The organism is Sphingopyxis sp. H053, assembly GCF_001468225.1.
Taxonomy (GTDB): domain Bacteria; phylum Pseudomonadota; class Alphaproteobacteria; order Sphingomonadales; family Sphingomonadaceae; genus Sphingopyxis.
In genome coordinates, this window is record NZ_LNRU01000019.1 from 15843 (window position 1) to 28398 (window position 12556).

11 protein-coding genes are annotated in these 12556 nt (G+C 65.1%); 7 read left to right on the forward strand and 4 right to left on the reverse strand.

The window, feature by feature from the left end; translation table 11 throughout:
* The first annotated feature begins 90 nt into the window (after positions 1–90).
* The 4 genes from ATE70_RS23310 (at position 91) to ppc (ending at position 4554) form a co-directional block, all read left to right on the forward strand.
* Entirely contained in the window at positions 91–657 is a 567-nt protein-coding gene (locus tag ATE70_RS23310; protein WP_037512689.1) for an HNH endonuclease, read from the forward strand.
* Positions 658–740: 83 nt separating this feature from the next.
* The gene (locus ATE70_RS23315) at positions 741–1166 is read left to right on the forward strand and encodes a YbaY family lipoprotein (RefSeq protein WP_058539888.1); all 426 of its coding nucleotides are present in this window, start codon (positions 741–743) and stop codon (positions 1164–1166) included.
* Between the two features lie 97 nt (positions 1167–1263).
* Positions 1264–1710, forward strand: a complete 447-nt coding sequence (locus ATE70_RS23320) for a hypothetical protein (RefSeq protein WP_156419819.1) — start codon at positions 1264–1266, stop codon at positions 1708–1710.
* A 165-nt stretch (positions 1711–1875) separates the two neighbouring features.
* A complete protein-coding gene (ppc, locus tag ATE70_RS23325; protein ID WP_058539890.1) occupies positions 1876–4554 on the forward strand; it encodes a phosphoenolpyruvate carboxylase in 2679 nt (892 codons plus the stop codon).
* 84 nt (positions 4555–4638) lie between these two features.
* Here the strand turns inward: ppc and ATE70_RS23330 are convergent, their stop codons facing one another.
* The 4 genes from ATE70_RS23330 to ATE70_RS23345 all read right to left on the reverse strand — a co-directional run bounded on the left by ATE70_RS23330 (position 4639) and on the right by ATE70_RS23345 (position 8652).
* Positions 4639–5157: a hypothetical protein gene (locus tag ATE70_RS23330; RefSeq protein WP_058539891.1), complete on the reverse strand. Its 519-nt coding sequence runs from the start codon at positions 5155–5157 to the stop codon at positions 4639–4641.
* A 151-nt stretch (positions 5158–5308) separates the two neighbouring features.
* Complete coding sequence (locus ATE70_RS23335; RefSeq protein WP_058539892.1) at positions 5309–6112, reverse strand: SDR family oxidoreductase; 804 nt, start codon at positions 6110–6112, stop codon at positions 5309–5311.
* Positions 6113–6245: 133 nt separating this feature from the next.
* Positions 6246–7364: an acyl-CoA dehydrogenase family protein gene (locus ATE70_RS23340; protein WP_058539893.1), complete on the reverse strand. Its 1119-nt coding sequence runs from the start codon at positions 7362–7364 to the stop codon at positions 6246–6248.
* 106 nt (positions 7365–7470) lie between these two features.
* On the reverse strand, positions 7471–8652 hold the full coding sequence (locus ATE70_RS23345; protein WP_058539894.1) for an acyl-CoA dehydrogenase family protein: 1182 nt from the start codon (positions 8650–8652) through the stop codon (positions 7471–7473).
* A 173-nt stretch (positions 8653–8825) separates the two neighbouring features.
* Here ATE70_RS23345 and ATE70_RS23350 point away from each other — a divergent pair, with 173 nt between their 5' ends.
* From ATE70_RS23350 to ATE70_RS23360, 3 genes are all read left to right on the forward strand, one after another.
* Positions 8826–9683: an SDR family NAD(P)-dependent oxidoreductase gene (locus ATE70_RS23350; RefSeq protein ID WP_058539895.1), complete on the forward strand. Its 858-nt coding sequence runs from the start codon at positions 8826–8828 to the stop codon at positions 9681–9683.
* Positions 9680–11137 carry an MFS transporter gene (locus tag ATE70_RS23355; RefSeq protein WP_058539896.1) on the forward strand — a complete coding sequence of 486 codons (1458 nt, stop codon included), beginning with the start codon at positions 9680–9682 and terminating at the stop codon, positions 11135–11137. The genes ATE70_RS23350 and ATE70_RS23355 overlap by 4 nt, the downstream gene beginning before the upstream one ends.
* A 110-nt stretch (positions 11138–11247) precedes the next feature.
* Positions 11248–12537, forward strand: a complete 1290-nt coding sequence (locus ATE70_RS23360) for an acyl-CoA dehydrogenase family protein (protein WP_058539897.1) — start codon at positions 11248–11250, stop codon at positions 12535–12537.
* Positions 12538–12556 lie beyond the last annotated feature (19 nt).

Genomic DNA, 12556 nt, shown 5'->3' on the forward strand with positions numbered 1-12556 from the left:
CGAATCATATGCGTGATGTAATGATGCTGTCACCCGGGACTGGCAGTGGCGCGCCATCCCGCGCAGTATAGGGGGCAGCGTAGCGTAGCCATGTTTCATCCCGATCTCGCCCGGCATCCCGATTCCTGTCCGGCCCTTGTTCTCAATGCAGACTATACGCCGCTCAGCTATTACCCCTTGAGCCTGTGGCCCTGGCAGACGGCGGTCAAGGCGGTTTTCCTCGACCGCGTCACCATCGTGGAAAATTACGAACGCGAGATTCATTCGCCGACGAAGACGATGCCGATCCCCAGCGTCATCGCGCTCCGCCAATATGTGAAGCCGTCGCAGCATCCGGCGTTCACGCGCTTCAACCTGTTCCTGCGCGACCGGTTTTCGTGTCAATATTGCGGGTCGGGCAAGGATTTGACCTTCGACCATGTCGTGCCGCGCCGACTGGGCGGGCGGACGACGTGGGAAAATGTCGCGACCGCGTGCGCGCCGTGCAACCTCAAAAAAGGCGGCCGCACCCCGCAACAGGCGCATATGCCGATCTATCGGCAGCCCTGGCGCCCGACGAGCTGGCAGCTGCAGGACAATGGGCGGGCGTTCCCGCCGAACTATCTGCACACCAGCTGGATCGACTGGCTGTATTGGGATGTCGAGCTGGAAGGCTGAACGGCGCATGGGCGGGCGCGACAGCGTGGGTTCACCTCGATGGCATTAGGCGGCCGCCAACCATCGAAAAAAGGAGAAACATCATGGTTCGCATCGCTCGCTTGCTCGCCGTTGGCATGGTCACCGCACCTTTGCTCGCCGCGTGCGCAACAGTCCCGCCCGCCGAACAGCCCGTGTCGGTGACCGGCAGCATCACCTATCGCGAGCGCATCGCGCTGCCGCCGACCGCGCAGGTCGAAGTTACGTTGAGCGATGTCAGCCTGATGGACGCCCCGTCGAAGACGATCGCGCAGCAATCGTTCACCGCCGACGGCCGCCAGGTGCCTTTCGCCTTTTCGCTGACCGTCGACCAGCGCCAGCTCGACCCGCGCCACAGCTATGCCGTCGCGGCACGCATCACCGACGCGTCGGGGAAGCTGATGTTCATCACCGACACGCGCAATAGCGTTACGTTCGACGGGCGGCGCACAGTCGATATGGGGACGCTCAACCTCGTGAAAACGCGTTGATTCCCGCCCTGCTGGACGGCCATCCTGAAACTTGATAGCCAATCCGGCGGCAATCGCCGCGCGGGGGGCGCAGGCGGCCGGCAAGGGGGAGGATAGCATGGCCTATCAAGGCGGCATCGGCGGCACGTTCAAGAATCTGTGGTCGCCCGACCTGACGACACGCGCGGGGGCGCTCAGTGCAGCCCAGACTGCATCAACGGCACTGACCATCGTCGCGACACTCAGTGTTTTGAGGCTGTGGTTTTCCGTGGGCACCGACAATCTTGTGCGGCTCATTGGCGACGCGAACCCAATTATCCTGATAGCGGTAGCTCACATCGTCCTGATGTTCGTCGCAGCGGCGCTGCTTCGCCAGGGCCGCGGGATTATCTTCGGAATTCTTGCCACATTATTATATTTTCTCAGCACGATCCTGAATGGAACACCCACCTCATGGATCGTTGGCGCGGTTCTACTCGGCGCCATGGTCGGCGGAGTGCGCGGAGCCATCGCGCTAAAACGAGGCGAGGGATTTTCGGACGACGTCTACGAGACCTTTGCCTAACGCCTGTTGCTCCACGAGCGCATGGAGAACGCGCAATAGTGTTACTCGAAGGGCACGTTTCGGGATAGATATAGGCGAACCGGCCCGCGAAGGCGCATAGATCTGGCGCGCGCATAGCTATGCGCCGCTTGACGCTGCGCCTTCGCAGGTGCAGCAATCCGGCGCATGGGCCCGCCTATCCAGATCTCGCAAAACCCCGACATCCGCTATTTGGGGCGGATCCTCGGTGACGTCATCCGCGCTTATGGCGGCGACAAATTGTTCCGCCAGACCGAATATATCCGCTCGTCGAGCGTCGACCGGCACCGCGGGATCGCGGGGGCCGAGGCGATCGACCCGGGGCTCGATGCGCTGAGCCTCGACGATACGATCGCCTTCGTGCGCGGCTTCATGCTGTTTTCGATGCTCGCCAATCTTGCCGAGGACCGGCAGGGGGTCGCGGCCGAACCCGAGGCGACGGTTGCGGCGGCGATCGAAAAACTGCGCGACGATGGCATCGATGGCGACGCGATCGCGGCACTGCTGAGCGCCTCGCTCGTCGCGCCGGTGCTCACCGCGCACCCGACCGAGGTGCGGCGGAAGTCAGTGCTCGACCACAAGAACCGCATCGCCGAACTGATGCTGCTGCGCGACCGCGGCGCCGACGAGACGCCCGAGGGCGATGTCGTCGAGGATGCGATCCGGCGGCAGATCGTGCTGCTGTGGCAGACGCGACCGCTGCGCACCGAGAAATTGTTCGTCGCCGACGAGATCGACAATGCGCTCACCTATTTGCGTGACGTCTTCCTTCCCGTCGTGCCGAAGCTTTACGCGCGCTGGGAAGCCGAGCTGGGGCAACGCCCCGCGAGTTTCCTGCGCGTGGGCAGCTGGATCGGCGGCGACCGCGACGGCAATCCCTTCGTCACCGCCGAAACGATGCACATGGCGACGGCACGCAACGCCGCCGCGGTGCTCGGCCATTATATCGACGCGGTCCACCACCTCGGCGCCGAGCTGTCGGTGTCGGCGAGCCTCGCCACGGTTCCCGAAGCCGTCGAAGCGCTGGCCGAGGCGAGCGGCGATGCCGCGCCGAGCCGCCGCGACGAACCCTATCGCCGGGCTTTGTCGGGGATTTATGCACGGCTCTGCGCCACTTATGCCGAGATCGTCGGCCGCGCGCCGCCGCGTCCGTCGGCGCTGAAAGGCGCGCCCTATACCACCCCGGCGTCGCTTCGCCGCGACCTCGTCACCATCGCCAACGGCCTGTCGGCGAACAGCCAGGGCCAGTTCGGCGGCATCGGCGCATTGGGGCGGCTGATCCGCGCGGTCGAAGTGTTCGGATTCCACCTCGCGACGCTCGACATGCGCCAGAACAGCGCGGTGCACGAACGCGTGCTCGCCGAGTTGCTCAGCGTGTCGGGCGTTTGTCCTGATTATCTGGCGCTGGGCGAAGAGGAACGCGTCGCGCTGCTCACCGCCGAGCTACAAAGCGACCGGCCGCTAGCGGCGCCGTGGCACCAGTGGAGCGACGAGACCGCGGGCGAACTCGCGATCGTCCATGCCGCCGCCGATGTGCGCAAACGGCTGGGCAATGACGCGATCTGCCAGTGGATCATCAGCATGGCGCAGGAGCTGTCCGACCTGCTCGAAGTCCATGTCCTCGCGCGCGAAGCGGGGCTGTGGCGGAGCGGCGGCGACGCGGGCCAGTCGAACCTGATGGTCGTGCCGCTGTTCGAGACGATCGCCGATCTCGACCGCGCGCCCGCGATCATGGCGCGTTATTTCGCGATGCCCGAAATCGGCCCGCAGATCGGCCAGCGCGGGCATCAGGAAGTGATGATCGGCTATTCGGATTCGAACAAGGACGGCGGTTATCTGACCTCGACCTGGGGACTGCACCAGGCGTCGCAGGCGCTGACCCCGGTGTTCGAGGAGGCCGACACCGCGATGCAATTGTTCCACGGCCGCGGCGGCGCGGTCGGGCGCGGCGGCGGTAGCGCCTTTGCCGCGATCCGCGCGCAACCCGCGGGCACGGTGCAGGGGCGCATCCGCATCACCGAACAGGGCGAGGTGATCGCGGCGAAATATGGCACCGCGGCGAGCGCGGCGACGAACCTCGAGGCGATGGTGTCGGCAAGCCTGCTCGCGAGCCTCGAGCCCGAGGCGCTGAGCGACAAGGATGCCGCGCGCTTTACCGCGGCGATGGACCAGCTGTCGGACGGCGCCTTCGCCGCCTATCGCGGGCTCGTCTATGACACCCCGGCGTTCAAGGATTTCTTCCGCGCGATGACGCCGATCGCCGAGATCGCGACGCTGAAGATCGGATCGCGGCCGTCGAGCCGCACCAAGTCGAGCGCGATCGAGGATCTGCGCGCGATCCCGTGGGTGTTCAGCTGGGCGCAGTCGCGCGCGATGCTGCCCGGCTGGTACGGCACCGGCGAGGGTTTTGCGGCGTTCGAGGACAAGGCGCTGCTGGCGGACATGGCGGCGGGCTGGCCCTTTTTCGCCGCGCTGCTCGGCAATATGGAGATGGTGCTCGCCAAATCGGACATGGGGATCGCCGCGCGCTACGCCGAGCTGGCGGCGGGAATCGACGGGCATGAGGCGATCTTTGGCCGCATCCAGGGCGGATGGAACCGCGCGCATGACGGGCTGCTCGACATCACCGGCCAGACGCGGTTGCTCGAAAAGAATCCGGCGCTCGAGGCATCGATCCGGCTGCGCCTGCCCTATATCGAGCCGCTGAATTTGCTGCAGATCGAGCTGATGAAGCGCCACCGCGCCGGCGAAACCGATCCGCGCATTGCCGAGGGCATCCAGCTGACGATCAACGCGATCGCGACGGCGCTGCGGAATAGCGGCTGATCGTCATCCCAGCGAAAGCCGGGACCGCTCTCGTTACTTCCAATCGCCAGCGGCCCCAGCTTTCGCTGGGGCGACGGTGTAAGGTCAGCTCTTGACGATCACCACCTCGCCCCTGGCGTTCGCGCCGTCGGGGACGAAGTTGATGCGAAAATCGGCGCCGTCCTTGTCCTTGCCCGCGAGCGCGTCGCCGCTGCGCGTGATCTTGACGCCCTTTTTGGCGAACTCGGCGGCCATCCAGTCGGCCGCCTTCGTCGGCGCCGCGGGCGAGGTGAAACCGAGTTTGACCGTCGCCTTGTCGGCGCCGCTCTTGTCGTTCGCGTCGACGTCGACCTTGGTGACCTTGCTCCCCGGATAGAGCTTCACCCCGTCGATATCGAAATCGCTCTCGATATCGAGGTCGACGAAATCGGGGATGTCGATGTCGATCGCGGCGCCGCCGCCGTCGATCTTGAGATTGCCGCCGTCCTTGCCGGTCTTGATCTGGACGCCGCCATGCTCGTCGCCGGCGTTGATCGAGACTTCGGTGCCCTCGCTGGATTTCTTCTCCTCCGACCCGCAGGCGGCGAGGAGCATCATCGGGGGAATCAGGAACGCGAGACGCATCGACTATCTCCTTGGTGCATTAGTTGCATAATACACCTTGGCCGCGGGTGAGTCAATTGTCCCCTCGTTCGTCATGCCGGACTTGATCCGGCATCCATTCCGAGGGCGCGGTCATGGACCCCGGATCAAGTCCGGGGTGACGATGAGGGCGTTAGGCGTCGATGCTCGTCCGGACGTCGCCGTGGACCAGCCCGCCGTCGACGGTGATCGTGTCGCCGACGACATAGTCGCCCGCCTTCGACGCGAGGAAGATCGCGGCGCCCGCCATATCCTCGGGCACGCCGATGCGCTTCACGGGGATGCTCTTCGCCACCGCGTCGCCATGGTCGCGCGCCGCCTTGTTCATGTCCGACTGGAACGCGCCGGGCGCGATCGCGGTGACGAGGATGTGATCCTGCACCAGCCGCGCGGCGAGGCGCTTGGTGAGGTAGAGGATCGCCGCCTTCGATGCGTGGTAGCTGTAGGTTTCCCACGGGTTCAAACGCTGGCCGTCGATCGAGCCGATGTTGATCACCTTCGCCGGGCGCGCGGCGGTGCCGCCGCCCTTGAGCAGCCCGTGCAGCGCCTGCGTCAGAAAGAAGGGCGATTTGACGTTGATGTCCATCACCTTGTCCCAGCCCGCTTCGGGGAAACCCTCGAACGGTTCGCCCCACGCGGCGCCGGCGTTGTTGACGAGGATGTCGAGGCGCTCTTCGCGCGCTTCGAGCTCCGACGCGAGCGCGCGGCAGCCTTCGACCGTCGACAGGTCGACGGGCAGGCCGATGACCTTGCCCGGATAACGCGTTTCGAAATCGGCGACGGCCTCCTCGATCTGCGCGCTCTTGCGCGCCGAGATGTAGACGCGCGCCGCGCCCGCGGCGAGATAGCCCTCGACGATCATCTTGCCGATGCCGCGCGAGCCACCAGTGACGAGCGCGATGCGGCCGTCGAGGCCGAACATGTCCTGAAGATTCATAGTCCAATCCTTTTTCTCCCTCCCCTTCAGGGGAGGGTTGGGGTGGGGCATGTCGGGCTCAATGCCCTCCCCGCTGCGCCCCGGACTTGATCCGGGGCTCGCTGCCCCTCCCGCAAGCGGGAGGGGGTGAAGTTTAGTAGCCGTTCATCCGCGCAACCTGGTCGATGTGATAATGCACATCGCCCATATATTCGGCGAGCGCGCGGTCGCGTTTCATATAGAGGCCGATGTCATATTCGTCGGTCATGCCGATGCCGCCGTGCATCTGGACGCCCTCGCGCACCGCGAGGTTCGCGGCGCGGCCGGCCTTCGCCTTGGCGACCGAGACCATCAGCCTCGCGCCCTCGCTGCCTTCGTCGAGCAGCTGCTGCGCCTTCATCACGGTGGCGCGCGCGACTTCCATCTCGCCATAGAGATGCGCGGCGCGGTGCTGGAGGCCCTGGAACTCGCCGATCAGCTTGCCGAACTGCTTGCGTTCCTTGAGGTAATTCACCGTCATGTCCATCGCGCCCTGCCCGACGCCGACCATTTCGGCGGCGGCGCCGGTGCGGGTGGCGGCGAGCAGCGCGTCGAGGATTTCACCGCCCGCATCGACCTCACCGATCACCGCGTCGGCGTCGACCTCGACCCCGTCGAGGGTGACGTGGCTCGCCAAGCTGCTGTCGACGAGGCGGCGCGGGTCGGCGGTGACGCCCTTCGCATCCTTCGGCACCGCGAACAAAGTGATGCCGCCGTCGGTCTTCGCCGCGACGATGCTCATGTCGGCGACATGGCCGTGGAGGACAAAGCTCTTTTTGCCGTCGAGACGGAAGCCGTTGCCCGCGCGCGTCGCGGTCGTCGCGATGCGGTCGGGGCGATGCTTCGCGCCCTCGTCGATCGCGAGCGCGATAATTGCCTCGCCAGATGCGATCGCGGGGAGCCAGCGGCCCGCCTGCGTGCCACCCGCCTTGGCGAGCGCGGCGACCGCGCCGACGCTCGTCGACAGGAAGGGCGACGGGGTCAGGTTGCGGCCGATTTCCTCGAGTACGATGCCCGCCTCCATATGCCCCATGCCGAGCCCGCCATGCGCCTCGGGAACGAGCATGCCGGGCAGGCCCATTTCGGTGAACTGCGCCCAGAGATCGCGCGAGAATCCCGTCGCGTCGGCGCTGTCGCGCAGGCTGCGCAGGTGCGACACGGGCGCCTGTTCGGCGACGAAGGGCGCGACGCTGTCCTTGAGCATCGCCTGGTCGTCATTGTGATAGAGCGGCATATCTGTCCCAATCTCTTTTCGTCATCCCAGCGAAAGCTGGGATCGTTGGCGGCCAGTGCCGCCCTGTCCCGATAGCGGCCCCAGCTTTCGCTGGGGCGACGCGTTGTTACGCCCCCGGCAAATCCAATATCCGCTTGGCGATGACGTTGAGCATGACTTCGCTCGTCCCGCCTTCGATCGAATTGGCCTTGGTGCGCAGCCAGCCGCGCGCGCGCGCGCCGCCCTTGGTCTCTTCGCTGTCCCATTCGAGCGCTTCGCTGCCGCCGCCCGACATGACGAGTTCGTGGCGGCGTTTGTTGAGCTCGGTGCCGACATATTTCATCATGTTCGACGACGCCGGATGCGCGCGGCCGGTCTTCCACATGTCCATGAAACGCTCGCCCATCGCGCGATAGGCAAAGACATCGACGTCGAACGCCGCCATTTCGGCGCGCAGGATCGGATCGTCGAGCTCGCCCGCTTCATTCTTGCCGAACGCCTTGGCAAAGGCGCCGCCGATGCTGACCATGTCACCACCCGCGCCGCCGCCCGAGATCATCTCGCGTTCGTGGCCGAGCAGATATTTGGCGACGTCCCAGCCGCGGTTCACTTCGCCGATGAACTGCGTCTTGGGCACTTCGACATCGTCGAAGAAGGTTTCGCAGAAGGGCGAGTTGCCGCTGATCAAGAGGATCGGCTTCGTCGTGACGCCCTTGCTCGCCATGTCGAAGAGCATGAAGGTGATGCCCTGATATTTGTTCGCCTTGTCGGTGCGGACGAGGCAGAAAATCCAGTCGGCCTTGTCGGCGTAGCTGGTCCAGATCTTCGAGCCGTTGACGACCCAATGGTCGCCCTTGTCTTCGCCAAAAGTCTGCAAGCTGACGAGGTCGCTGCCCGAGCCGGGCTCCGAATAGCCCTGGCACCAGCGGATTTCGCCGCGCGCGATCGGGTTCAGATATTCGACCTTCTGCTCCTCGGTGCCGAATTGCAGCAGCGCGGGCCCGAGCATCCAGATGCCGAAGCTGTCGAGCGGCGAGCGCGCGTGGATGCGCTTCATTTCCTGTTTGAGGACCTTGGTCTGCTCGGGGGTCAGCCCGGCGCCGCCATAGGGCTTGGGCCAGTCGGGGACGGTGTAGCCTTTGGCGACGCACGCATCGAGCCACGCCTTCTGGGCGTCGTTCTTGAACACCCAATTGCGCCCGCCCCAGCAAACGTCGCCTTCGTCACGCACGGGCTCGCGCATTTCAGCGGGGCAGTTCGCCTCCAGCCAGTCCCGCACCTCGGCGCGGAAAGCGTCCAGTTCGCTCATCCTTTTGGCTCCTCTTCTGCGGCCAAATCTACGTCCGCTTCGCTAGTTTACGCAAGCGTCAACTTGGAGAAACGGGTCTGCCCTTACGGCGCCGTAGCGTCGGTTTGACCGCCGTTGACGCGTCACCTTTGGCGCCTAAGCTAAGTGGCAAAAGAAAACGGGAGAATGGGTCAATGCGATTCGCAGGCAAGATAGCCGTCGTCACCGGAGCGGCGTCGGGCATCGGCAAGGCAGCGGTTTTGAAACTCGCGGGCGAGGGCGCGCACGTCTTCGCCGCCGACATCGACGAGGCGGGCGGACGCGCGCTCGCCGAACAGTCGAACGGCAGGATCGACTTCGTCCGCTGCGACGTCACCAAGCCATCGGACATCGAGGCGTTGATGAATAAAGCCGCGGCGAAAGCCGGGGGCATCGATATCGTCTTCAACAACGCCGCCGCCGCGGGCGACCGCGCGCCGATCGACGAGATCAGCCCCGAGGGCTGGGACCTGACGATGGACCTCGTGTTGAAATCGGTCGCGATGGGGATCCGTTATGCCGCGCCGCATATGAAGGGCCGCAAGGGTGCGAGCATCGTCAACACCGCGAGCGTCGCGGCATTGGGCGCGGGTTACTCGCCGATCGCCTATGCCGTCGCGAAGGCGGGCGTGCTTCATCTTTCCAAAATCGCCGCGACCGACCTCGCGCGCTACGGCATTCGCGTCAACGCGATCTGCCCGGGGTTCATCAACACCAATATCTTCACCTCGTCGCTCGATGTGCCCGACGAGCATAAGGACCAGGCGAAGGCGATCATCGCGGGGATGAGCGAGGCCGCGCAGCCCGTCGCGCGCGGCGGCCAGCCCGAGGATATCGCCAACGCGGTCGCGTACCTCGCGAGCGAGGAGTCGAGCTTCATGACCGGCACGCATATGCTGGTCGACGGCGGGCTGACGATCGGCCAGCGCCATGCGTGGGACCCCGAAGCCCCCGGGCTGTTCGACGCCCTCGTCGCGATGGAGGATGCGGCGAAGGCCGGGGCGCCGGCGTGAACGCGGCGATCGCCGCACCGAAAGCCACGCACCTGCCGGTCCGGCTGAAGGTCATGCACGGGCTGGGCAGCATCGCCTATGGCGTCAAGGACAACGGCTTTTCGACCTTCCTCCTGCTGTTCTACAATCAGGTGATTGGGCTCGACCCCGGCGTCGTCGGTGCCGCGATCATGGTCGCGCTGATCGCCGACGCCTTTGTCGATCCGGTGATCGGCGAGCTCACTGACCGCACGCGCAGCCGCTGGGGGCGGCGCCTGCCGTGGCTTTATGGCGCGCCGATCCCGCTCGCGATCATGTGGATGCTGCTGTGGCACCCACCCGAAATGAGCAATGCTATGACCGTGGCGTGGCTGATCGGCTTTGCGATCATCGTCCGCTCGCTCGTGTCGATGTGCGAAGTGCCGTCGGTCGCGATCGTGCCCGAACTCACCGGCGACTATGACGAACGCACCGTCGTCATGCGCTATCGCTTCCTCTTCGGCTGGGGCGGCGGCCTGCTCATCCTGCTGCTCGCCTATGGCGTGTTTTTCGGCGGCGCGAAGGGGCTCGTCAATCCCGACGGCTATTTCCCCTATGCGCTGAGCGGCGCGCTGCTGATGGCGGGCGCGGTCCTGACCTCCGCCGCGGGGCAGCACAACCGCATCGCGGTGTCGAATCTCGATGATGCGAAACCCGCGACGACGCTGCGCCAGATCCTCGGCGAGATGCGCGACACGCTGTCGAACCGCGCCTTCCTGTGGCTGATCTTCGCCGCGCTGTTCGGCTTCGTGAATCAGGGCATTACCTTTTCGATGAACAATTACCTGCTCGGTTTCTTCTGGCAGTTCACGCAGGGCGAGATGGTCGCCTATGTCTTTCTGCTGTTCGCCTCGATGATCGCGGCTTTCATACTCGTCGCGCCCGTGTCGGCGCGGCTCGGCAAGCGCGACGGCGCGATTTTCGCGGGCGCGATCTCGCTGCTCGTCAACAGCGGCATCTATTTCGCGTGGATCCAGGGGTTTTTCCCCGGCATGCCGGGCAAGCCGAGCGTCGCAGCGATGTTCGCGCTCGTGTTCGTCTCCAACAGCTTCTCGATCATCCTGATGATCCTGTCGTCGTCGATGATGGCCGATGTCGTCGAAGCGTCGCAGAGCGAGACCGGGCGTCGGTCGGAAGGGCTGTTCTTCGCGGGCTATTTCTTCATGCAGAAATGCGCGACGGGTATCGGCATCTTCGCTGCGGGGCTGATCCTGTCGTTCGCGGCCTTTCCGGCGAATGCCAAGCCGGGCGAAGTCGGGAGCGACGTGCTCGGCAATCTCGCGCTCGGCTATGCGCTCGCGGTGCTGGTCATCGGCACGCTGGGGCTGATCGTGATGCGCAAATTCCCGATCTCGCGCGCCGATCACGAGGCGCGGCTGGCGCTGCTGGGCGACGTCGCACGCGGCGAACCCGATGCCACGGGGGCGCATCCGTAACGATGATGTCGCCGGACGGCGGAATGATGTAATTTTGGGTCCGCGGGACTTGGCAAGGCCGACGAATCGGTCCAAAGGTTTACGTGAACGTAAAGGGAAAGGACGCGCAGATGGACTTCGATCTCACCGACCGGCAGGTCTATTGGCGCGACCGGGTACGCGATTTCATCGAACGCAAGGTTCGCCCCGCGGTCCCGACCTATAACGAACAGGACAAGGCGGGCGATCGCTGGAAGGTCATCCAGATCGTCGAGGATCTGAAGGCCGAAGCGAAAGAAGCCGGCATCTGGAACCTCTTCATGCCGCCCAAGTCCGCCGCGCACCACCATGTCGACGAGACGTTCGAATTCGAAGGACCCGGCCTCTCCAACCTCGAATATGCGCTGTGCGCCGAGGAAATGGGCCGCGTCGGTTTCGCGAGCGAAGTGTTCAACTGCTCGGCGCCCGACACCGGCAATATGGAGGTGTTCCACCGGTACGGCACGCGCGCGCAGAAGGATAAATATCTCGGCCGGCTGATGAACGGGCAGATCCGTTCGGCCTTTCTGATGACCGAGCCGCGCGTCGCCTCGTCCGACGCGACGAACATTGAAACGCGCATCGAGCGCGATGGCGACGATTATGTGATCAACGGCACCAAATGGTGGTCGTCGGGTGCGGGCGATCCGCGCTGCGAGGTCGCGATCGTGATGGGCAAGACCGACTTTGCCGCGAAGCGCCACGCGCAGCAGTCGATGGTGCTGATGCCGCTGAATGCGCCGGGCGTGAACATCCTGCGCCACCTGCCCGTCTTCGGTTATGACGATGCGCCGCACGGCCATATGGAAATCGAGCTGAAAGACGTGCGCGTCAACGCCGAAGAGGCGATGCTGCTCGGCGAAGGCCGCGGGTTCGAGATCGCGCAGGGGCGCCTCGGGCCGGGCCGCATCCACCATTGCATGCGCACGATCGGTGTGGCGGAAGAAGCGATCGCGAAGATGGCGAAGCGGCTGCAGTCGCGCGTCGCCTTTGGCCGCAAGGTCGCCGAATACAGCATCTGGGAACATCGCCTCGCCCGCGCGCGCATCGATATCGAAATGACGCGCCTGCTCTGCCTGAAGGCCGCCGACATGATGGACAAGGTCGGCAACAAGTCGGCCGCGGCCGAGATCGCGATGATCAAGGTGCAGGCGCCGAACATGGCGCTGAAGATCATCGACGATGCGATCCAGGCGCATGGCGGCGGCGGCGTGTCGGAGGATTTCGGGCTCGCCAAAGCCTATGCGCACCAGCGTACGCTGCGCCTCGCCGACGGCCCCGACGAAGTCCACGAACGCGCGATCGCGCGCATCGAGTTCGCCAAGCATAGCGAAGCGAGCGAGCCGGGCTTCTCGTCGGGCGACGTCGGCGTTTCGCGTTAAAACCTGAAAACCGGAGAGC

What these genes read in the sequence shown, in the direction of transcription:
- ATE70_RS23310 (WP_037512689.1), top strand. Translation starts at nt 91, where the DNA reads ATGTTTCATCCCGATCTCGCCCGGCATCCCGATTCCTGTCCGGCCCTT.
- ATE70_RS23315 (WP_058539888.1), top strand. Translation starts at nt 741, where the DNA reads ATGGTTCGCATCGCTCGCTTGCTCGCCGTTGGCATGGTCACCGCACCT.
- ATE70_RS23320 (WP_156419819.1), top strand. Translation starts at nt 1,264, where the DNA reads ATGGCCTATCAAGGCGGCATCGGCGGCACGTTCAAGAATCTGTGGTCG.
- ppc (WP_058539890.1), top strand. Translation starts at nt 1,876, where the DNA reads ATGGGCCCGCCTATCCAGATCTCGCAAAACCCCGACATCCGCTATTTG.
- ATE70_RS23330 (WP_058539891.1), bottom strand. Translation starts at nt 5,157, where the DNA reads ATGCGTCTCGCGTTCCTGATTCCCCCGATGATGCTCCTCGCCGCCTGC.
- ATE70_RS23335 (WP_058539892.1), bottom strand. Translation starts at nt 6,112, where the DNA reads ATGAATCTTCAGGACATGTTCGGCCTCGACGGCCGCATCGCGCTCGTC.
- ATE70_RS23340 (WP_058539893.1), bottom strand. Translation starts at nt 7,364, where the DNA reads ATGCCGCTCTATCACAATGACGACCAGGCGATGCTCAAGGACAGCGTC.
- ATE70_RS23345 (WP_058539894.1), bottom strand. Translation starts at nt 8,652, where the DNA reads ATGAGCGAACTGGACGCTTTCCGCGCCGAGGTGCGGGACTGGCTGGAG.
- ATE70_RS23350 (WP_058539895.1), top strand. Translation starts at nt 8,826, where the DNA reads ATGCGATTCGCAGGCAAGATAGCCGTCGTCACCGGAGCGGCGTCGGGC.
- ATE70_RS23360 (WP_058539897.1), top strand. Translation starts at nt 11,248, where the DNA reads ATGGACTTCGATCTCACCGACCGGCAGGTCTATTGGCGCGACCGGGTA.